17 protein-coding genes and 1 pseudogene are annotated in these 21,182 nt (G+C 40.0%); 7 read left to right on the top strand and 11 right to left on the bottom strand.

Features of this window, described 5'->3' with window-relative positions; translation table 11 throughout:
- Positions 1–231: 231 nt before the first annotated feature.
- The 4 genes and pseudogenes from rpmB to PL11201_RS09340 all read right to left on the bottom strand — a co-directional run bounded on the left by rpmB (position 232) and on the right by PL11201_RS09340 (position 5,778).
- Complete coding sequence (rpmB, locus tag PL11201_RS09355) at positions 232–468, bottom strand: 50S ribosomal protein L28 (protein WP_026787250.1); 237 nt, start codon at positions 466–468, stop codon at positions 232–234.
- A gap of 109 nt (positions 469–577) precedes the next feature.
- Positions 578–1,906: pseudogene (locus PL11201_RS09350) on the bottom strand (group II intron reverse transcriptase); the annotation flags it as partial.
- Positions 1,907–2,829: 923 nt separating this feature from the next.
- On the bottom strand, positions 2,830–4,809 hold the full coding sequence (gene htpG, locus PL11201_RS09345; RefSeq protein ID WP_079678316.1) for a molecular chaperone HtpG: 1,980 nt from the start codon (positions 4,807–4,809) through the stop codon (positions 2,830–2,832).
- A gap of 126 nt (positions 4,810–4,935) precedes the next feature.
- Positions 4,936–5,778, bottom strand: coding sequence for a sulfotransferase family protein (locus PL11201_RS09340; protein WP_079678315.1), 843 nt, complete (start codon positions 5,776–5,778; stop codon positions 4,936–4,938).
- Between the two features lie 27 nt (positions 5,779–5,805).
- On the opposite strand from PL11201_RS09340, the gene PL11201_RS09335 reads away from it, so the two are divergent.
- Both PL11201_RS09335 and PL11201_RS09330 read left to right on the top strand, forming a co-directional pair.
- Positions 5,806–6,792, top strand: coding sequence for a glycosyltransferase (locus tag PL11201_RS09335; RefSeq protein ID WP_079678314.1), 987 nt, complete (start codon positions 5,806–5,808; stop codon positions 6,790–6,792).
- 5 nt (positions 6,793–6,797) lie between these two features.
- On the top strand, positions 6,798–7,712 hold the full coding sequence (locus PL11201_RS09330) for a glycosyltransferase (RefSeq protein WP_079678313.1): 915 nt from the start codon (positions 6,798–6,800) through the stop codon (positions 7,710–7,712).
- A gap of 13 nt (positions 7,713–7,725) precedes the next feature.
- On the opposite strand, the gene PL11201_RS09325 is transcribed toward PL11201_RS09330, so the two are convergent.
- From PL11201_RS09325 to clpB, 4 genes are all read right to left on the bottom strand, one after another.
- A complete protein-coding gene (locus PL11201_RS09325; protein WP_079678312.1) occupies positions 7,726–8,661 on the bottom strand; it encodes a glycosyltransferase in 936 nt (311 codons plus the stop codon).
- 16 nt (positions 8,662–8,677) lie between these two features.
- Entirely contained in the window at positions 8,678–9,655 is a 978-nt protein-coding gene (hpsE, locus tag PL11201_RS09320; protein WP_234996652.1) for a hormogonium polysaccharide biosynthesis glycosyltransferase HpsE, read from the bottom strand.
- Positions 9,625–10,578 carry a hormogonium polysaccharide biosynthesis glycosyltransferase HpsE gene (gene hpsE, locus PL11201_RS09315; RefSeq protein WP_079678311.1) on the bottom strand — a complete coding sequence of 318 codons (954 nt, stop codon included), beginning with the start codon at positions 10,576–10,578 and terminating at the stop codon, positions 9,625–9,627. The genes hpsE (PL11201_RS09320) and hpsE (PL11201_RS09315) overlap by 31 nt, the downstream gene beginning before the upstream one ends.
- Before the next feature lie 94 nt (positions 10,579–10,672).
- Positions 10,673–13,522: an ATP-dependent chaperone ClpB gene (clpB, locus tag PL11201_RS09310; RefSeq protein ID WP_079678356.1), complete on the bottom strand. Its 2,850-nt coding sequence runs from the start codon at positions 13,520–13,522 to the stop codon at positions 10,673–10,675.
- 160 nt (positions 13,523–13,682) lie between these two features.
- Here clpB and PL11201_RS09305 point away from each other — a divergent pair, with 160 nt between their 5' ends.
- From PL11201_RS09305 to PL11201_RS09290, 4 genes are all read left to right on the top strand, one after another.
- Positions 13,683–14,807 carry an AAA family ATPase gene (locus PL11201_RS09305; RefSeq protein ID WP_079678310.1) on the top strand — a complete coding sequence of 375 codons (1,125 nt, stop codon included), beginning with the start codon at positions 13,683–13,685 and terminating at the stop codon, positions 14,805–14,807.
- Positions 14,804–15,295 carry a hypothetical protein gene (locus tag PL11201_RS09300; RefSeq protein WP_079678309.1) on the top strand — a complete coding sequence of 164 codons (492 nt, stop codon included), beginning with the start codon at positions 14,804–14,806 and terminating at the stop codon, positions 15,293–15,295. Before PL11201_RS09305 ends, PL11201_RS09300 begins: the two co-directional genes overlap by 4 nt.
- Positions 15,296–15,397: 102 nt before the next feature.
- Entirely contained in the window at positions 15,398–15,607 is a 210-nt protein-coding gene (locus PL11201_RS09295) for a transcription antiterminator/RNA stability regulator CspE (protein ID WP_079678308.1), read from the top strand.
- A gap of 102 nt (positions 15,608–15,709) precedes the next feature.
- Positions 15,710–15,919, top strand: a complete 210-nt coding sequence (locus tag PL11201_RS09290) for a cold shock domain-containing protein (protein WP_079678307.1) — start codon at positions 15,710–15,712, stop codon at positions 15,917–15,919.
- Positions 15,920–16,037: 118 nt separating this feature from the next.
- Here PL11201_RS09290 and hpsP read toward each other — a convergent pair whose 3' ends face one another.
- From hpsP to PL11201_RS09275, 3 genes are all read right to left on the bottom strand, one after another.
- Complete coding sequence (gene hpsP, locus PL11201_RS09285; RefSeq protein WP_079678306.1) at positions 16,038–17,225, bottom strand: hormogonium polysaccharide biosynthesis glycosyltransferase HpsP; 1,188 nt, start codon at positions 17,223–17,225, stop codon at positions 16,038–16,040.
- 89 nt (positions 17,226–17,314) lie between these two features.
- Positions 17,315–18,637 carry an MFS transporter gene (locus PL11201_RS09280; protein ID WP_234996651.1) on the bottom strand — a complete coding sequence of 441 codons (1,323 nt, stop codon included), beginning with the start codon at positions 18,635–18,637 and terminating at the stop codon, positions 17,315–17,317.
- 120 nt (positions 18,638–18,757) lie between these two features.
- Entirely contained in the window at positions 18,758–20,002 is a 1,245-nt protein-coding gene (locus PL11201_RS09275) for a glycosyltransferase (RefSeq protein WP_079678304.1), read from the bottom strand.
- A gap of 49 nt (positions 20,003–20,051) precedes the next feature.
- Between PL11201_RS09275 and PL11201_RS09270 the strand changes: the two genes are divergently transcribed.
- Positions 20,052–21,182: AMP-binding protein (locus PL11201_RS09270; RefSeq protein ID WP_144017715.1), on the top strand; the 1,131-nt coding region annotated here is incomplete at its 3' end.

The following is a 21,182-nucleotide window of genomic DNA, read 5'->3' as shown; positions in this document are numbered from 1 at the left end:
AAATAAAACCTCTAGCCCAAATCAAAACAGTCAATAATTCTTGATTTGTTGTGCTTGCTATCACACTTTCGACTGTCAGGGATACAATTTAGGGATTCTCCTCTACTCTATTAGAATGCCCAGTTTTTTTTGAAAAGCGATCGCGAAAACTAAAATTCAGATAGACCCCAAAAAATAGCCCCCCTGTTGTCTAGGGGGGCTGGGGAAATCTTGGCTGTTGTTCGGCCACATTTAAAATTTGTTCAAATCAAGCCCGGCTTTTTTTGCCATGGCTTGTAACCCTTTGAGTTCAATGGTTTTAATGGCTTTTGTAGAAAGTTTCAATCTGACAAAACGATTGCCTTGGGGCCACCAAATCCGTTTCCACTGTAAATTCGCTTCCTGCAATTTGTGGGTGCGACGGTGGGAGTGGGACACAGCCATACCGTTATTGGCTCTCTTTCCCGTTAACTGACAAATCCGAGACATGGTTAACTCCAGCTTACTCTTGTTTTAAAAGTATTAGGGGTCGAGGGGGGCTTTGCAACCCCCGACTCCCATTCAAAACCGTGCTTGCGACTTTCATCGCACACGGCTCCTAGTCTAGTTGACTGTTATCATCAGAACATCCGGTTTCTTTTGAGTTGTAAGACCCATCAGTTGCCGTTTTAGTATCGTGACAATGGCGGTGTAGTAATTGCAGGTTCTTATAGTCATTTTTTCCGCCTAAAGACGTAGGAATGATATGGTCGATTTCTGCAATGTCTTCTGAGGTGAAATATTGTCCACAGAAGGTACACTTGCCTTTCTGTTTTTTAAGCAGAAACGCTACTTTGTTGGGTACATCGAAGGATGTACCTTTTCTTGTACTCCAATATGTCCAGTTTCCGTCATAGGGTGATGCTTCAGGTCTTATAGTTACATGACGGGTGATAGATGTATCTTGATGGGCTAATAGTTTATAACCCTCTTTGGTTTCAAAGTTCCACGAACTATTCCCGTTTTTCCTGAAATAATTTTTCAGTTTTCCATAACTTGCTTTACCGCATCTTCTGACTGTCCATGCTCTTAATCTTTGCCATGTCATGTGGTCTAAGGAGGAGAACGTTTCTTTAGAAACGACTTTGGAATGATAATTGCACCATCCTCTTATGACCGGATTTAGGTTTTTGATTAATGCGTGTTGGGGTGAGGATTTGTGGTTTTTTATCACTTCCTTTACCTTATTCGCGTGAGCGTTGATTGCCTTATTACTAGGTTTAATTAGGGTTTTGAGTCCTAATAATTTAGGATTTTTACCACCAGTTTTACTGGCATGATGTTTACCAACTGGATATTGGCGAAAATTCCAACCTAGAAAGTCGAATCCTGGTGCTACCTTTTTGCCGTTTACTTCGATTTCTCTCAGTGTGTGGCATATACGGGTTTTGGCTGGTTTCAGTTCTAACCCTATAGGTTTTAACCATTTTTCGATGGAGGCTTGGCACTGTTGAATGATTTTTAATTGTGGACTGATTACCACGAAATCATCGGCATATCTGATGGTGGTAGCGTAATTTTTGCTATTTGGTTTCTTTGGAAAGAAATTTTTAACTAAATTAATCATTCCATCTAGTGCGATGTTTGCAAGTAAAGGACTAATGACACCTCCTTGCGGAGTGCCTGCCTCTGTTGCGTTAAATATGCCGTTGTCCATAACTCCAGCTTTTAACCATTGTCTGATTTGGGCTTTTATTGTTGATGGACAATCAATTTTGGACAGTAGGTGTTTATGGTTAATCTGGTCAAAGCACTTTGAGATATCAGCATCTAGGATGTAGTATTCACCTTGATTGATGCTTTGGAAGATTCTTGACATTGCGTCGTGGGCTGAACGTCCAGGTCTGAACCCGTAGCTTTCACCCTCGAATCTAGTCAGCACTTGAGGGATGGGACTTACTGCACGGCAGTTCACCCATAAATGTAATCAGTTGTCACTAACTGTTTAAGCAGTTAGGCTAACCGTCCCATAAGCCTTTCAGCTTATTTTAGGTTAAACGAATCGCACACGTTCCTTAAATATGGGATTATTGCCTTTAGTTTCATCCTATCTGCCGGGGTACTTTTGGGAATCTCAGTAAGTGTTGTATAAAAAACCTTACCTTTTATAAAGGTGTTTGGAGACCTCTATCTTTTCCCCTTGTTCTTTTGAACGCAGTGTATCAAGTCAATTTCACTACATAATGTTTACGACAGTTCAGACGGATGTTTACTCGCGTTAAACTTGGGCAATTGGCTAGAGAACTACCTAGGCATTTGACTTACACCCGATTTCCCGTTATTCCCAGCTTCAACGTTTTGATAATCAGTCTGGCGTTGTGGGAATTGCCGAATCTTTTTGGTTTGGCTACCGTATTTTTTTTAATTTCGGATATCCGTACCATTGATTCCAAGATTGACCTTCCTTTAAGGTCACATATTTAAAGTTAAGACAGGTTTTGATTGGATTTATTGGTGGATTTTAACTCCATTGACCAATTGTCTGAACCTATCTCCCTGCTTACGTTTTCGGGTTTTATTCCTAGACTTTGGCAGGAACGTCTCGCACCCAAACCTCCATTATACAGAATTTTGGTTCTAACAATCCCATCGCTTTGAAAGTCCTTTGATTTTAACTTGAGTTTTAGATCTCCCCTAACCCCCCTTGAGAAACGAACTGGATTTCAAAGTCCCTACAAGGGGGATCTATCGTTTCAAAGTCCCCTTTTTCAAGGGGGATTTAGGGGGATCTGTCATCTCAAAGTCCCCTTTTTCAAGGGGGATTTAGGGGGATCTATCTGAAGATGTCATCAGGGGTTTTTTACTGTCATCTTAATTAGTTGTTAACCGCGTTAACACCTGATTAGAACGTTCTACAAAGTCTTTCATTCCCTCCGCATCAAAGCCTTTTTGAGCAATTAAGGCTAAATCATAGACATGATGACAAATCATATTTGCTAACTCCGTCGAAGGTGACTCGCCACCCTCTTGAATAATCGCCCCTTGACTCAAATTGACTAAATTCTGAATCAACGGATGGGCGGTATTAATTAACAGAATATGTTCTTCAGGAAATTCAACTTTTTGTTGCTGCATCAGAGCGGTCATATCCTGCAACCGTCGCATAAATTCCGGTAATAAAACCATCGCAGGCGGGGTATTTTCGGATTTTAATGATTCAGTCCGAATCGTTAATTTAGGCTTGTTCAAGGCTGCGGTAAACAGGTCTTTAATGATTTCACTGCGGGTTTTATTGGTTTTCGGATCAACAATTTCAGGACTATTATCCTTAGCAATTAAATTGTCATCTAGTTCCGCATCCACCCTGGAAAACTTAACATCCGTGTGTTCCCGTTCTAGGAAACTAATAAAATGACTATCAATAAAGGAATCGAAGAATAAAACTTCTAATCCTTGACTGGTATGTAACTGAATATAAGTGGCTTGGCTACTTTCATCGGTACAATAAAATACCCGATTCTCATGGCGCTCTTTATTGCGTTCGAGATATTCGCTTAAGGTTGTATAGTAACGACCTTTTTCATCGGTATTTTCAGGGGTTTGGGCGGCGACATCCTGCCACACATCTCCGGCTTCGGTTTGCACCTGCACATCAACGGCTTTTTCCTCGTTATTAACAGATTCTGGGGTATAGGTGGTACGACAAATCAGAATATCCTCAACTTGTTTTTTAAACTTATCATCGTTGAGGGAACCAAACTTAACAAAAGTACCAATATCTTGCCAACAACGGATATATTCTTTGCGGTTATCCCGATATAATTCTTTCAGACGGTCGGCGACTTTTTTCGCCACATAATCGGCAATTTTACGGACGGTGCGATTACTTTGTAGGGCGCTGCGGGAAATATTTAACGGAATATCCGTACTATCAATCACCCCCCGTAAAGGCATCAGGAATTTAGGAATAATATCTTCGCAGTGGTCACTGACAAAGACCTGATTACAGAATAGTTTAATATTGCCCTGGGTGACATCCACATCGGGCTTGAGTTTGGGGAAATAAAGAATCCCATTCACAATAAAAGGATAGTCAGTATTTAGATGTACCCAAAGCAGGGGTTCTTCTTGGAAGGGATAGAGATAGCGATAGAGTTCTAAATAATCTTCGTCGGTTAAGTTATTAGGAGATTCCCGCCAGGGTGCTTTTTGGCGGTTAATGATTTCGCCGTCCAATTTAATCGGGACGGGCATAAAATCACAATAGGTTTTAATTAGTTGACGGATGCGGGAGGGTTCGGTATATTCGATTTCCTCATCCATCAAAGTCAGGGTGATAGTAGTTCCCCGTTGGATGCGGCCAGAGTCTTCCAGTTTAAAGACCGGAGAACCATCGCACGTCCAGTGAACCGCTTGGGAGCCCTCTTGATAGGAGAGGGTATCGATTTCGACTTGACGGGCGACCATGAAGGAGGAGTAAAACCCTAAACCAAAATGGCCAATGATGGATTGGTCAGAGTTGGCCTGATATTTTTCGATAAATTCTTCGGCGCTGGAAAAGGCGACTTGGTTAATATATTTTTTGACTTCCTCGGCGGTCATACCGATACCATTATCGGTAATGGCAAGGGTTTTGTTCTCTTTATCGAGGGTGATGGTGATTTCGGGTTCTCCCGCATCCCCGGAGTATTCCCCAGACCGAGACACCATATTCAGTTTAGCGATGGCGTCAACGGCGTTGGAAACGAGTTCCCGCAGGAAGACTTCGTGGTCGGTGTAGAGGGATTTTTTGATAATCGGGAAGATATTCTCAGTATGGATGGTAATGGTTCCCTGTTCGAGTACGGTCATAGTGATTTCAGGTTAAGGTATCTATAGAATGGTGATGTTATGATTGTGTGCGATCGCCGTTCCCTTACTAGGGATGGATCACCGCCCCAAGGTTGATTCGGATTTCCGTATCTGACTAACTTTCAATTAAATCTGATTGATTAATTCAAGATTGACGTTTTTAATTTGGCTCAAAACATACTGCTGTTGAGTTTCATCAAAAATTTTATAGAACTTCTTCAAACCCGTATTTTTAATTTCATTGTTAACGGTTCTTCCGGCCTGTTCCAAAGTTAGTTTTTCCGACACCTTTGTATAGTTATTTAACATTTGTATATCAAAATTAAGTTCCATAAACTCACAGAGTTTTTCTAAGGTGGATTCAGGATTGTTTACAAGATTTTGATAACCCACTACGATATGATTAGGTTCGTTCATGTAATCTTGAGTAATTTTAATGGCTTTCAACCAGTTTTCAATACAAACATCCAAACTTCTCGCCCCCGCCCAAGGTTCAGGGTATTGATGGGTAGCTTCGTATAAAGAAGCAATTACTTCCGCACCACTGCGAACAATATGAATAAATTTGGCATTGGGTACGAGTTTGACAATATAGGAGATATAATAAATATGGTCAGGGGTTTTTTCTAAAAAAACATGATTTCCTTCTTCCTGAGTTAAAGATCTCATGGTTTTGATGAAAGCATCGCTTTGCCAGCGCATCAGAGGTAAACTCGGAAAATATTTTAATAACTCTGGGCGTTTAAGATCCTGTTCAAAATACTTTTGAATATGGGGCTTGAGTTTCCGAGAAGCCAAATTTAAAGCAAATCTTTTCCGTTCATATTTTACAGGAACCATGAAATGGTAAAACTGGGATTCTTTAAAAGAAGTAATCTGAGGATGGGCTGCTAATAGACTTTGTAAAAAGGTGGTTCCAGAACGGGAACATCCGACTAAAAAGAAAGTTTGAAATGAATTAATTTTCATGTTTTTTGACTTTTAATTGATCAAAATATGCCTGTAGTTTCTGTAATTATTCCTGTGTACAATGGAGAAAAAACGATTAGAGAAACAGTTACATCTGTGCTTAATCAAACTTTTTCCGATTTAGAACTCATTATAATCAATGATGGTTCCACTGACTCAACTTTAGATATTGTTAACCCAATTAATGATCCTCGACTCAAGGTTTTTTCCTATGCTAAGACGAATCAATCGACCAGTCGGAATCGAGGAATATCCCATGCTAGGGGTGAATATATTGCCTTTATAGATGCAGATGATTTGTGGACACCCGATAAGATTGAGGCTCAATATCAAGCCCTACAGGATAACCCGGAATCGGCTGTTGCTTATAGTTGGACGGATTGTATTGATGAATCAAGCCAGTTCTTACGTCCAGGTAGTCACGTTACCATTAATGGTAATGTTTATCCTTATTTGTTAGTGGTTAATTTTTTAGAAAATGGTTCTAATCCTTTAATTCGTCGTCAGGCTTTAGAAGCAGTAGGTCAATTTGATTCGTCTTTACTTTCTGGAGAAGATTGGGATATCTGGTTAAGGTTAGCAAAACATTATCAGTTTATTACTGTTCCTAAATCTCAAATCTTATATAGACAATCCTCTGAATCAGCATCTGCTAATGTGTTAAAACTAGAAGCAGGTAGCAAAAAGGTAATTGAACAAGCTTTTAGCCAAGTTCCTGATTCATTAAAACCTCTAAAAAAGAGAAGTCTTGCTAATATATATAAAAATCTGACTTTTAAAGCTCTCGAAGTTCAACCGGGCCCAAAGCAGGGTTTATTAGCGTTGCATTTTCTATACAATATCCTAATTAATGATCCAACCATGCTCCGTCAGAAAGTTACTTTCAGAACTTTGTTAAAAATTTCCACATTTATTTTCTTACCTAAAAAACAAGCTGAATGGATTTTATCTAAATTTGGTAGAATCTCTAATATTGGAGCTTTAATGATGTATATTAAAACCGATATCAATTAAAAAATATGCCTAAAATTTCTGTTGTTATACCCGTTTATAATGGAGAAAAAACGATTCAAAAAACTATTGAATCAGTTTTGAAACAAACTTTTAAAGACTGGGAATTAATTATTATTGATGATGGTTCTCAAGACTCAACAGTGAAGATAATTAGGGAAATAGAAGATTCACGAATTAGAATATTTTCTTACTCTAATGCAGGTTTAGCATCAAGTCGAAATCGAGGCATTGATCATGCTCAAGGGGAATATATTACTTTTCTGGATGCTGATGACCTATGGACTCCAGACAAATTAGAAGCGCAGTTTCAAGCATTACAAGAACATCCAGAGGCTGCTGTTGCCTATAGTTGGACAGACTATATCGATCAGTCAAGTCAATTTTTGCATTCTGGTAGACAGATTACAATAAATGGCGATGTTTATGAACATTTATTAGTTAATAATTTTTTAGAAAATGGTTCTAACCCGTTAATTCGTAAACAAGCTTTAAATCAGGTGGGAGAGTTTGATACATCTTTAAAAGCAGGAGAAGATTGGGATATGTGGCTGAGATTAGCAGCAGATTATCAATTTGTAGTAGTTACACGCCCTCAGATTTTATATCGAGTTTCGACTGGTTCCATGTCCTCTCAAATTAAAAATCAAGAAAGAGAATGTTTAAAAGTTATTGAAAAAGCTTTTAAATTTGCTCCTGAATCTCGACAAAATTTAAAGTATTTAAGTTTATCAAATCTTTATAAATATCTCACTTTTAAAGCTATTGAAGATTCTCCTTCACGGCAGAATGCTGGAATAGCTGCCTACTGTTTATGGCAATATTGCAAATATAAACCAGAATTATTATTAAAACCCAAAATTATTATAAGTGTAACTATTAAAATAATACTCATGTTTTTTCAAGTCAAAACAGTTAATTAACTTCTTAATATAACTAATCTTTTTTAAGAATTTTTTGGGAAAACCTAGAAGGTAAAATTAAAGTTGTTAAACTTTTTATAAACATGATCAAGATAAATTTTATTTCTTTTTTCCATTCAGGCTCATGAGTAGAATAATTAATGAGATATTCCATTAAAATCAAACCTTGCTTATGACTCGGCTGCTGCTGAAAAATTTTCCACATGAGATATTTATATAGTTCTGCTAAAGTCTTTCTTTTTAAAGGCTGTAAAGACTCAGGAGCAAATTTAAAAGCTTTTTCAATAACTTTTAAACATTCTCTTTCTTGATTTTTAATTTGAGAGGACATGGAACCAGTCGAAACTCGATATAAAATCTGAGGGCGTGTAACTACTACAAATTGATAATCTGCTGCTAATCTCAGCCACATATCCCAATCTTCTCCTGCTTTTAAAGATGTATCAAACTCTCCCACCTGATTTAAAGCTTGTTTACGAATTAACGGGTTAGAACCATTTTCTAAAAAATTATTAACTAATAAATGTTCATAAACATCGCCATTTATTGTAATCTGTCTACCAGAATGCAAAAATTGACTTGACTGATCGATATAGTCTGTCCAACTATAGGCAACAGCAGCCTCTGGATGTTCTTGTAATGCTTGAAACTGCGCTTCTAATTTGTCTGGAGTCCATAGGTCATCAGCATCCAGAAAAGTAATATATTCCCCTTGAGCATGATCAATGCCTCGATTTCGACTTGATGCTAAACCTGCATTAGAGTAAGAAAATATTCTAATTCGTGAATCTTCTATTTCCCTAATTATCCTCACTGTTGAGTCTTGAGATCCATCATCAATAATAATTAATTCCCAGTCTTTAAAAGTTTGATTTAAAACCGACTCAATTGTTTCTTTAATTGTTAGCTCTGCATTGTAAACAGGAATGATCACAGAAATTAAAGTCATAATTAGATCATGATAATTAAGGGTTTAAACTTCGCTTCATCCAATAAAAAGCACTACTAATTCGGCTTAAATAAATCTGCATTTGACACTCGGCAATTAAATTGGTTTTAAGCTGACCCTGATATTTAAAATAATGCCGCATAGCATTGTAACTATTTCCTACTACAGTTCGCGATAAAATTATAGGCTTTTCATAGAATTTAGCACCAATCATTCGTAAGGGACAAAAAGATAAACACGACCCATGAATCAAAGATAATAAATAATCCCGTTTGAGTCGCCAAGCCGGAATCTGATGATAGGTGTGCATAGATGGATTATACCAAATTTCCCAGCCTGCTTTATGTAAATACATCAAGGGTTCCCAATCATCCCCTTGCACCATTTTTCCCCCGGGTAACTTCCCACTCATTTGAGGTTGCTTGGGTACAACTTGACTCCACACCTGCTTTCTAACCACCATTGCTGCTCCTGGGGGTAAGCTTAACACCTGGGGTTGATAACGGTTGGGTTCTGGCCCCCGTTCTCGAATGGCTAAAAATCCCTCAATGGCCTTAAAATTTTCTGGGGGTGGCACTTCATAAACTCCATGAATTTGTCCGCCATAAGCGCCCGCTTGGGGATAAAGCTGTGCAAAATTATGGGCTTGGGCTACCCAATTTTCATCCGGCCAGTTATCATCATCGAGAAACCCAATTAACTCCCCCTGAGCTTCCTCTAGTCCCCGTTGTCTGGCAAAAGCTGCACCCTGTTTGGCTTCAAATACATACTTGAGCGGGAAAACTTCTTGCCAGGATGCAATGATATTCTGAACTATATCAGCCGTTTGATCATTACTATTATTATCAACAACAATAATTTCCCAAGTGATATTTTCTGTTCCAGTTTGCGATCGCAATTTCTCTAACACATCAGGAACCCGACTAGCACCATTATAGGTAGGAATAACAACGGTAAAATCAATCATAATTTTTTTAGATAAGATGTTTTCCACAAATAAAAGGGACTAATCACAGTGCTTTTTAAAAACTCCATTTCACAAGCCGCCACCACATCGGTTTTTAATTCTTTTCGATGTTTGAGATAGTAAGCGATCGCCTTTCTCATATCATTTCCTAACCCCAGGGGAAATAATAACGGCCGTTGCCAAGGTTTTAACCGTAACATCCGAATATGATGCCGTGCTAACCCCGTACTTCGCATTAAAAACAATAAATAATCTCGTTCTAACCGTTGTTTAGGAATTTGATGATAGAGGTGCATTTCCGAATTATACCAAATTTCCCACCCAGCATTTTGAATATACATAATCGCTTCTAAGTCTTCACTATTCAAAATAGATTGACTAGAACGTCCACTTAAAAAGGTGTCTTCTGGTACAGTTTCTAACCAAACTTGACAACGGACTACCAACCCCGCAGAAGGCGGTAACATCTTCATTTTGGGTTCATATAAATGGGGACTATCCCCCCGTTCTGTAATAGCAAAAAAACTGGAAATCCGATTAAAATTAGTAGGGGTTTCTGCTTCATAAACCCCATGGATTTGACTCCCAAATGCCCCAGCTTTAGGATGGTTTTGAGCAAATTCATAGGCTTTTTCCACCCAATCTAAAGCGGGTAAGGTATCATCATCTAAAAAGCCAATCAATAACGATTCCGACTCTTTAATGGCTCGTTTTCGAGCGAAGGCTGCCCCTTGTTCTGTTTCTAAAACACATTTTAAAGGAACAATATCTGACCAATTATCTTGATAAGTTTTAACTAATTCTGCGGTACTATCCGTACTATTATTATCAACAATTATAATTTCCCAGTTGATTTGTTCTGTTCCAGTTTGCGATCGCAATTTTTCTAAAACCGCAGGTAAACGGGTCGCCCCATTATAGGTAGGAATCGCGATAGTAATATCAACCATAGGAGTCACAAGGATTAAAATTTCTTGTTTTTATTATAGCTGAGTCAAATCTTAGGAGACGTTGCAGCGAACGTCCCTCAAGTTCAATCAAAATCTATTCATCTTTCACGGTTTCAACCGTAATAATATCATCCCCCTCTGCTGTTTTAGAGGTAGTTAATATCACGGGTTGCACATCCATTTCCAACGGATCAGATATTGTTTTTCTCATCGGTTGAACATTCATAATTAACGGTTCTTCTTTCGCTTTAGGAATCAAAGGTTGATGATTAAAGACTAATTTGTCATCTTCATAATCCACATAAATTGTATCTTCCGTGACGAACTTCTGTTCTAACAATAAATTGGCAATATGGTTTTCCAATTCCCGTTGAATCGCCCGTTTTAACGGTCTGGCTCCATAGACCGGATCATAACCAACATCCGCTAAATAATCTAAGGTTGCAGGCGATAATTCAATCGATATTTTTTGATCTGATAATAACCTTTGAATCCGTTTAACTTGAATTGCCACAATATACCGTAATTCCCCTTTACTTAACGGATGGAATAGAATAGTATCATCCACCCGATTTAAAAATTCTGGGCGAAAATGCGATCGCAAAGCCGTCATCACTCGCTTCTCCATTTCCCCATAACGGGACTCATCCCCCGCCACATCTAAAATATGTTCCCCCCCAATATTACTGGTCATCACAATAACCGTATTTCTGAAATCTACCGTCCTTCCTTGGGAGTCGGTAATGCGACCATCATCTAATACTTGTAATAGGATATTAAACACATCGGGATGGGCTTTTTCCACCTCATCAAATAAAATCACCGAGTAGGGATGGCGTCGCACCGCTTCCGATAGTTGACCGCCTTCGTCATACCCCACATAGCCCGGAGGCGCCCCCACTAACCGAGAAACCGCGTGTTTTTCCATATATTCAGACATATCAATCCGAATAATCGACTCCTCGCTATCAAACAAAAACTCCGCTAGGGCCTTTGCCAACTCGGTTTTTCCCACCCCCGTTGGCCCCATAAACAGGAAAGACCCAATCGGACGGCCGGGATCTTTCATTCCCGCCCGCGCCCTTCTAATCGCAGCCGAAACCGCCGCCACCGCCTCCTGTTGTCCGATGACCCGTTGATGCAAATGACTCTCTAAGCGCAGTAATTTCTGCCGTTCTGACTCCAATAAACGGTTAACGGGTATCCCCGTCCATTTAGCAATAATTCCTGCGATATCGGCCTCCGTGACCTCCTCACGCAACATCGAAGAACCTTGAGATTGTAACTTAACTAATTCCGCTTCTTTGCCTTCGCGTTCCTGATGTAAAACTTCCAATTGACCATACTTTAATTGGGCGGCTTTGTTTAAATCATAGGCCCGTTCTGCCTGTTCAATTTGTACCCGTAATTCTTCTTCGTCTTCCTTGAGTTTATTAATACTATCTAAGAGTTGTTTTTCCCCTTGCCATTGGGAGGCAAGTTTTTCCTGTTTGGTTTTTAAACTCTCGATTTCTTCCTTAATTCTGCCTAAACGAATCGCCACCCCGCCATCATTTCGGCGGTTACTTTCTCCGGTTCCTAAACTTTCTCCTTCTATGGATAATTTTTCCATTTCTAACTGCATGACCCGCCGATCAATTTGTTCTAATTCCACGGGTTTTGAGGTGATTTCCATTTTTAATTGGGCGGCGGCTTCATCGACAACATCAATGGCTTTATCGGGTAGAAAGCGATCGCTAATATACCGACTCGATAACATCGCTGCTGCCACCAACGCACTATCAGTAATTTTTACCCCATGATGGCGCTCGTAACGGTCTTTTAATCCTCTTAAAATCGAGATAGTATCTTCTGGAGAAGGTTGATCCACATAAACCTGTTGAAACCGTCGTTCTAAGGCCGGATCTTTTTCAATATGTTTGCGATATTCGTCAACAGTTGAAGCGCCAATACACCGCAATTCTCCCCGGGCTAACATGGGTTTGAGTAAATTACTGGCATCCATTCCTGATGAACCGCCCCCGGAACCCGCCCCAACAACAGTATGCAATTCATCAATAAATAATACAATTTGTCCCTCGGAGTGGGTGACTTCTCTTAATACCGAGCGCAGTCTTTCTTCAAATTCTCCCCGATATTTTGCCCCAGCAATTAAACTTCCCATATCTAAGGAAATTAACTGGCGATTTTTTAAGGATTCTGGCACATCTCCGTTCACAATTCGTTGGGCTAAACCTTCGGCGATCGCGGTTTTTCCGACTCCCGGTTCCCCAATTAACACCGGATTATTTTTAGTTCTGCGAGATAAACAACTGACCACCCGCCGCACTTCTTCATCCCGACCAATTACCGGATCAAGTTTTCCGGCTTTCGCCAGTTCTGTTAAGTCTTTGCCATATTTTTTTAAGGCTTCATAACTGGTTTCTGGGCTTTGGGTTTCAACTTTAGAACTGCCGCGAATGGCTTTAATAGCTTCTTCTAATTTCGGACGCAGGGAGGGAGAACGTCCAGGACGATCATAACCCGGACGTCCGGGCCGTTGGCTGGTGGGGGCTTCTCCGGCCAGGAGTTTCCGACCAATGCGGTCATCTTCGGAGAAAGCTAGGATTAAATGTTCAATGGAGATAAAACCATCCTGTAGGGCTTGACGGTCTGCTTCAGCTTTATCCAATAACAGATCTAAGCTCTGTCCTAAATATAAATGTTCGATGCGTCCGACCTTGGGTTGGCGTTTGGTAAAGGCTTCCAACTGTTGGCTAAAAATATCCGTATCGACTCCCGCCCGACTCAGGAGGCTAGTGGCGAGTCCATTTTGTTCTAGCAGGGCGGTGATCAGATGTTCGACTTCTAAATTCTGATTTTGAAAACGACGCGCCACATCTTGGGATTTAACCACGGCTTCCCAGGCTTTATCTGTAAATTTTGTCGGATCGGTCGGTTGCATCGTTGGGGGGATCAATAAGGGGTAAAAATAGTCATTCATATACTGCCCCTATTGTAACTACATCTGGGCGCAACCCGTGAATTGATGTAGGATTGATGGAGAAAGGGCGATTACGTCGGTATTGTTGAAATTTTTGTGGATACTGTGGAGTGATTTTACCATGATCCAAAGGTTATATGTCCATAACTTCAGATGCTTAGAAAACTTTGAACTGATTATAAAAGGGATGCCATCTGTCCTCTTGATTGGAAAAAATGGTTCGGGTAAATCAACTATTGCCCTTGCATTAGAGATACTTCAGACGATTGGTCGGGGTGTCAATAGAATGGGCGAACTTGAAAAGATTAAGCTGATTAGTCCCAAAGATTTCGCTCGTGGCAGATCTGATGTTCCGATCAGATTTGAAATAGAAGTATTATTAAATGAAAAATTATACAAATATGTTCTGGCTTTGGAGTTGCCAGAAAGATTTAAAGAGCTTCGAGTTTTTGAGGAGGAATTGCTAGTTTCAGGATCTCCAATTTACTCTCGCCAAGGAGCCCAAGTTACTCTTTACACCAGTTCACAAAATCGTGAAGCTCAATTTCTAGTAGATTGGCATTTAGTTGCCCTTCCTATTATTCAGGAGCAATCGGAAACTGATCCGCTTCGGATTTTTAAGACTTGGCTGGCTAGAATGATTATTTTAGCTCCCATTCCCAGTCTAATGACGGGAGATTCTCACGCCGAAACGTTACAGCCCAAGCGAGACGGTTCAAACTTAGGGGAGTGGTTTTCTGGGTTACTGAGTCGCTATCCAGCAGCCTATACACAAGTTGACAAATATCTCCGAGAAGTTATTCCTGATATTCAGGATTTTTTGAATGAACAGATTGGCAAAGACACCAAAAGCATGATTGTTCGATTTGAAGCCAATAATGCGAATCTGAGTGTTGACTTTCAAGACTTATCTGATGGCGAAAAATGCTTTTTCATTTGTGCTTTTGTTTTAGCTGCCAATAAATTCTATGGCCCGCTTTTTTGCTTCTGGGACGAGCCTGATAACTATCTTTCTTTATCAGAAGTTGGACATTTTGTCATGTCATTACGACGCTCATTTAAGAATAATGGGCAAATTTTGGTGACTTCCCATAATCCTGAAGCTATCCGAAAGTTTTCGGATGAAAATACCTTTCTACTAGATCGCAAAAGCCATTTAGAGCCGACTTTAATTAGATCCCTCAGTGATATAACTTTTACAGGGGACTTAATTAATACCTTGATTTCTGGGGATATCGAAGTATGAGGATTAATCGGCATCTACTCCATATTCTTATATTGCCTGAAGATGATGCGAACCGCCAAATTGCTAATGGATTTATTCTTAATCGAAACGTGAATGGGACAGTTATTCAAGTTCTACCCCATGATCGGGGTTGGGAAAATCTTTTGGAGACTTTTATCAATGATCATCTCCCAAAAATTAGGCAATTCCAAGAAAGAAGAATGGTTTTACTGATTGATTTTGATAAGCGGGAGGATCGATTCAGTTATGTGCAGAGTTATATTCCAGATGATTTAATAGAAAGAGTATTTATTCTGGGAGTAAAATCCAACCCAGAGAAGCTCAGGAGAGTTACTAATAAGAGTTTTGAAGGGATCGGGGAAGCTCTAGCAGAAGATTGTGCCAAGAAGACGAATGAATTATGGGGGCATGATCTTCTTGAACACAATCGATCTGAATTGGATCGGATGATTTTATCAGTCAGACCTTTTTTATTTGTCGAAATTTGATCCTTGAGTAAGCTAAACTATAATAGACATATCCAAAAATTTCAATCAAACTCTTATAGAATAGTGGTTTGAGGTTAATTTTATTTCCCTAGAGGTTAAAACATGGCTAAAACGAAAGGTCGGGTCAAATGGTTCAACGACTCCAAAGGCTTTGGTTTCATTACCCCCGAGGATGGCTCTAAAGATATTTTTGTCCACCACTCGGCTATTCAAAGCGGTGGCTTTAAAAGCCTAGCTGAAGGCCAGGTTGTGGAATTCGAGATCGAACAGGGTCAAAAAGGCCCCTCCGCAGTGAATGTGATTCTTTTATAAGACTTGCTCACGGTCTTTCTTTAGATAACTCCCTCGTGTGATCGCTCTACAAAGTCGGCGATCACAGGTTCGTGGTGATCATAATTCCCTAGAGGTCAAAACATGGCTAGAATGAAAGGTCAGGTCAAATGGTTCAACGCAGAAAAAGGCTTTGGTTTCATTGCCCCCGCGGATGGCTCTAAAGATGTTTTTGTGCACTTCTCGGCTATTCAAAGCAACAGCTTTAAAACCCTGGAGGAAGGCCAGGTTGTGGAGTTCGAGACCGAACCGGGGCCAAAAGGCCCCTCCGCAGTGAATGTGACTCTTTTATAAGACTTGCTCACGGTCTTTCTTAAGATAATTCCCCTCGTGCGATCGCCGATTTTGTAAAGCGATCGCTTTTTGATCCTTGTAGCTCCCACAAATAGAAAGATAGAGCTTATATCTAACTTTATAATGATCTTGAAGTTGAAATTAATCCTTGATAGGCTTGAATCATTTGTTGAGCGATCGCATCCCAACTATAATAATTTAAGGCATAATTTTGAGCATTTAATCCTCGCTGTTGACGTTCCTGTGGATTAGTTAATGCGGTTTCTATTAAACTTGCAATTTCATCAATATTGCCATTTCCGACCCAACCTCCTTGGGCTTTTTCCACATCTTCCCAAATATAAATTCCCTTGGAAATCACCACCGGAGTACCAACCGCCATCGCCTCTGCGACGGCAATGCCAAAATTTTCATAATAGGAAGGTAAAACAAATAAATCCGCTATTGTTAATAAAGCGGTTTTGATTTCTCCGGTGACAAACCCGGGAATTATTGTTTTTTCGCCTAAAGGAGATTGTTGAATTTGTTGTTTGATTTTGGCCTCATATTCGGGATCTTGAGGATTAGAACCTGCTAAAATAAATTGAAACTCTAATCCGGTTTTTAAGACTTTTTCTAAAGCCGGAATCAAAATATCCAGTCCTTTTTTGGGTTCAATTCGAGATAAGAATAAAATAATCGGAATATTCGGCTTTATTTCTAAATGGGATAAAATTACTTGGGGAATTTCGGTTAATTCAGGTAAAGTTACGCCTAAAGGAATCACTAAATCATTCGTTTTGACTCCAAATCGTTCCGATATTCGGGCTTCTTCCTGACTGGTAAAATGAATCGCCGCCGCCCCGGCAATATTGGGACGTTCTAATAAGGCTGCATAGAGTTTTTTTAACTGTTTTTTCTTGTTTAAATCGGCTGGATCAAGGGTTCCTAATGGGCGTAAAATATAGGGTAATTTTTGATAACGGGCGACGGTTGCAGCCACCGAAGTTACGGGAGAAAATAAGGCATGAATATGGGCTAAATCATATTCAGAGGCGTGGTTTTTTAGCCAGTTTAATAAATCTAAAGAAAATTTATAACGACGAAAGGGAGAACAGGGAAAATAGCGCACCTGATAACCCTTTTCCTGTACAGGAATATCCAAAGGAACATCTAAGGGCGGTTGTCCCCGATCGCCATTAGAATTAGTCGTTAAAACCGTCACCTCAACCCCCAGTTTTCCTAACGCAGCAGACAGACCCCGGATCATTTGACTTGGGCCACCATATACTAAGGAAATTGAAGGAATAATTTGTAGGATTTTCATAATAAGTTAAGAGTTAATAGTATTTAGTAACCTGTTAAAAGATTTACAAGATTTGAAAGAGAGACGCGTCCTGGCACGTCTCTACATTGTTAACTGATGACGGGAATGGCATCGGGAATTTCTTTTTCAACTCGTCGTAAACGAGGCATCCGATAGGCAATTAAAGCGGCAACAATATTGAGGATACCAATTAACATAAATAATAACCCACTTCCTCGTCCCGCGCCGACTCCAATAATTTGACCGATACTATCAGCTAAGAGTCCACCGGGTTTCATCATGGGTTCTAAAACCCGATCAGCTAAGGGCCCAACGGTTAAATGGGATAGAATTAAAAGCGATCGCTCGACCACACTTTGTAAAGAAAAGATCCGTCCTTGTAATTCAAAGGGTATTTTAGATTGCCAGATGGTGTGATTACTACTAACAATAAAAGGCCGGGCAAATAAATAACCAAATCCCCCAATTCCAGCTAGGAAAATCGAAGGTCTAAACCCGCTCAAACACAGACATAAACCCTGTAAACCCACTAACCATAAAATTGCTTTCATCCGGTTTTTAGGGCCTCCCGAAACGCTGACCGCCACGCTTCCCAGGAGCATTCCACAACCGCTAATAGAAAGAATTAAGCCTAATTGTTGACTACTGGCAAAGGTTAAAACCACAGGCCAGAATAAAATAGCAAGCATTCCTTCGGTAAAGTAGGTGACAGCAAAAAAGCCTAATAATTTTTTTAAACCGGGACGGATGAGAATATAATTCCAGGCGGAAAGAGTTTCTTTCCAAAGTCGGTTAAAACTTAAGGGTTTTTGTTGGGATTTTGAAGGTTCTACTTTGGGAAAACGTACAATTAATAAAGTAATTAACCCTAAAACAAAGGTTCCAGAATCAATAATTAAAATTGAACCAATGCCAATACTCCCGACTAAAATTCCCGCAACCGTTGGGCCAGAAATTTTAGCGATCGCCCTAGAAACTTGCACCATCCCATTAGCACGACTCAGATCATTGCGGGGAACTAATTGGGGAATGGAGGCCATATAAGCGGGCCATTGGAAGGCATTGGAAATCGAACTCACGCACACCGCAACATAAATATGCCAAACTTCTAAACGGTTGGAAAACACCAAACCCATTAAAATTAGCGTTCCGACCGCCGCAATAATATCGTTAATAATCATCGCGCCGCGACGACTAGAACGGTCTACCACCGCCCCTGCGAGGGGGGAAATCAACAGGTTAGGAAGATGAATACAAACAGAAATCAGAGCAAACTGGGTAATGGAACCTGTGGTTTGATACACCCAAACCCCCAAGGCAAATTCGGTTAAGCTGGAACCAAACATCGAAACAATTTGTCCCAACCAAACCAGCAAAAAAGTCGGCATACGCTCTTTGTCCCACAGTTTCATCAGTTATAGCTTGCCTATATTAAGTATTGTAAAGAGCATTTGTCAATCTATTTCAATATTAGGCAACTGATTTGCACAGAAACACAAAGGTACTAAGACACGAAGATATTTAAAATTAGGTTAATGAGAGGATATTTGATTAGCTGCCTTAATTTTTTGTTCCCAAATATCAACTAAATTTTTAATAACTACATCCCAACTGTAATTTCCGACGGATTCTATTCCGCGATTTCCTAGGGTTTTTCTTAATAGAGGATCATCGATTAATTGTTTTAATTTGTGAGTAAAATCCTCGGAATCTTTAGGGGTATATAAAAATCCATTTTCCCCATCTATAACATTTTCAACTAACCCTCCCGCCCGGGGAACTAATACTGGAATTCCCGAGGCAAAAGCTTCTAATACGGTTAATCCTCTCGATTCCCGTTCTGAGGTGGTAATATGAATATCGCTATTAGCATAAACCGCCGGAACCTGGTCATAAGCCACCCGACCCAGGAAATAGACATGACGGGTAAATTTTGTTAAACCTGCGATGATTTCGTCCTGCATTTGTCCATCCCCAATAATAATAAAACCCACTTTTTCTAAATCAATTTTTTCTGCAATTTTTGCGATGGTTTTTAAGGTGAAATTCCAGCCCTTATCGGGAGTTAAACGACCCACAAAGATTAATTTAGTTAACCCATCTAATTCGGGTAAATTATAATAGGTTTTAAAAAAGTGTTCTTCCTTTAAATTGGGATCAAAGCGTTGGGCATCAAATCCGGCTAAATTCTCGTAAATTGCATTGGTAATTCCCATCTGGGGGGCGAGTTGATAGGTGATTTTGCTGGTAAATAAGGTGACATCATAACCGTTATAAATCCAAGCAAAAATTCTTCTAAATATTTCTCTAATAATTTCAACGGCAAATTTTGGCAAGGGAATATAATCTTCAGCGTAGGATAAAAACCAAGTTCTAAAAAACGCAATACAGGGAATATTGGCTTTTTTAGCATAGTCTATTCCAGCCCGTCTAAAAAATCCAAAAAACAGCCTTTCTGGTTCATCGACATGAACTAAATCTGGCTGAAATTTTTCTAATTCTTTTAATAAAATAGAATAGGATGTAATAGAGGGGTTACGTTCAAAATCTAATCCTAAAAATGGCGTACTAGGTAAATTTAAAACTCGCACACCTGGTAAAATGTTTCCGCTATATTCTCGCCAATTGGGATAAACAGTTTCAATGGTGCTATAGTCGGGACAAAAAAATAAAACCTCATGTCCCCACTGACTTAACCTTTGTAGTCGCATCATGGCGCTAACAGTAACACCATCAATAACGGGGAAAAAACCAGAGGAAATAATGGCAATTTTCATTTAAACTGTACTTCTATCGTAGTGAGTCCTTTAGGACTCTATCTTAGGTATGAGCAATTTTTCTAATTTAGTCGATTTATTGCGCGATCGCGCCGAATCTCAACCGGATCAACTCGCTTATCGGTTTTTAGCCGATGGAGAAACCGAGTCGGGAACTTTGACCTATCAACAGTTATATCAACAAGCCGTCCAAATTGCATCTTATTTACAATCATTTTTATCCCCAGGCGATCGGGTTTTAGTCATTTATCCCTATAGTGCGGGATTAGAATTTATTGCGGCGTTTTTTGGCTGTTTATATGCGGGTGCGATCGCCGTTACTGATAACCCTCCTGTCTCACCCCAAGCAATTGTTAAGTTACAAACCCGTTTAGAATCTTCTCAATGTCGGGCAATTTTAAGTACAAAAGGGTTAATTGAACACCTGAAAACCCAATTTTTTGTGGAGGAGGGGACGCACCGTGGCACGTCTCTACATTGGGTGGCGACCGATGACCTTTTTTCTCAAAACCTCCCTACGGACTGGCAAGAACCGTCAATTAACGGGGATACGATCGCTTTTTTACAATATACCTCTGGTTCAACGGGAACCCCAAAAGGTGTAATTGTTACCCATCAAAATGTTCTACATAATTCGGCAATTATTTATAACGCTTTTGGACATCATAACAATAGTCAAGGGTTAATTTGGCTACCCCTATTTCACGATATGGGATTAATTGGAGGGGTAATTCAACCCTTATATGGACAATTTCCCGTAACATTAATGTCACCTGTTTCTTTAGTACAAAAACCCTTTCGTTGGTTAGAAGCAGTTTCTGAATATCAAGCCACCACCAGCGGCGGGCCAAATTTTGCCTATGATTTGGTTTGTCGGACAGCGACGCCTGAAAAGCTAGAAAAGTTAGATTTAAGTTCCTGGGATGTGGCCTTTTCCGGTGCCGAACCTGTGCGTTGGGACACTTTAAAACGGTTCACAGAAATTTTTGGCCCCTGTGGGTTCAAACTGGAGGCGTTTTATCCCTGCTACGGAATGGCTGAAACCACCCTGTTTATTTCTGGTGGACACAAACACCAGACCCCCAAAGTTCTCTGGGTCGATCCCGTGGCCCTAGAACAAAATCAAGTCATTCGCAAAGAAGCAACAGATCAGCATCCCCTAACCCCCCCTGCCCCCCCT

It is taken from the genome of Planktothrix sp. PCC 11201 (assembly GCF_900009135.1).
GTDB lineage: Bacteria > Cyanobacteriota > Cyanobacteriia > Cyanobacteriales > Microcoleaceae > Planktothrix.
This window is presented reverse-complemented; position numbering and strand designations above follow the sequence as displayed.

What these genes read in the sequence shown, in the direction of transcription:
- PL11201_RS09305 (WP_079678310.1), top strand. Translation starts at nt 13,683, where the DNA reads ATGATCCAAAGGTTATATGTCCATAACTTCAGATGCTTAGAAAACTTT.
- PL11201_RS09280 (WP_234996651.1), bottom strand. Translation starts at nt 18,637, where the DNA reads ATGAAACTGTGGGACAAAGAGCGTATGCCGACTTTTTTGCTGGTTTGG.
- PL11201_RS09300 (WP_079678309.1), top strand. Translation starts at nt 14,804, where the DNA reads ATGAGGATTAATCGGCATCTACTCCATATTCTTATATTGCCTGAAGAT.
- PL11201_RS09325 (WP_079678312.1), bottom strand. Translation starts at nt 8,661, where the DNA reads ATGACTTTAATTTCTGTGATCATTCCTGTTTACAATGCAGAGCTAACA.
- PL11201_RS09335 (WP_079678314.1), top strand. Translation starts at nt 5,806, where the DNA reads ATGCCTGTAGTTTCTGTAATTATTCCTGTGTACAATGGAGAAAAAACG.
- PL11201_RS09330 (WP_079678313.1), top strand. Translation starts at nt 6,798, where the DNA reads ATGCCTAAAATTTCTGTTGTTATACCCGTTTATAATGGAGAAAAAACG.
- htpG (WP_079678316.1), bottom strand. Translation starts at nt 4,809, where the DNA reads ATGACCGTACTCGAACAGGGAACCATTACCATCCATACTGAGAATATC.
- PL11201_RS09290 (WP_079678307.1), top strand. Translation starts at nt 15,710, where the DNA reads ATGGCTAGAATGAAAGGTCAGGTCAAATGGTTCAACGCAGAAAAAGGC.
- PL11201_RS09340 (WP_079678315.1), bottom strand. Translation starts at nt 5,778, where the DNA reads ATGAAAATTAATTCATTTCAAACTTTCTTTTTAGTCGGATGTTCCCGT.
- hpsP (WP_079678306.1), bottom strand. Translation starts at nt 17,225, where the DNA reads ATGAAAATCCTACAAATTATTCCTTCAATTTCCTTAGTATATGGTGGC.
- PL11201_RS09295 (WP_079678308.1), top strand. Translation starts at nt 15,398, where the DNA reads ATGGCTAAAACGAAAGGTCGGGTCAAATGGTTCAACGACTCCAAAGGC.
- hpsE (WP_079678311.1), bottom strand. Translation starts at nt 10,578, where the DNA reads ATGGTTGATATTACTATCGCGATTCCTACCTATAATGGGGCGACCCGT.
- clpB (WP_079678356.1), bottom strand. Translation starts at nt 13,522, where the DNA reads ATGCAACCGACCGATCCGACAAAATTTACAGATAAAGCCTGGGAAGCC.
- rpmB (WP_026787250.1), bottom strand. Translation starts at nt 468, where the DNA reads ATGTCTCGGATTTGTCAGTTAACGGGAAAGAGAGCCAATAACGGTATG.
- PL11201_RS09275 (WP_079678304.1), bottom strand. Translation starts at nt 20,002, where the DNA reads ATGAAAATTGCCATTATTTCCTCTGGTTTTTTCCCCGTTATTGATGGT.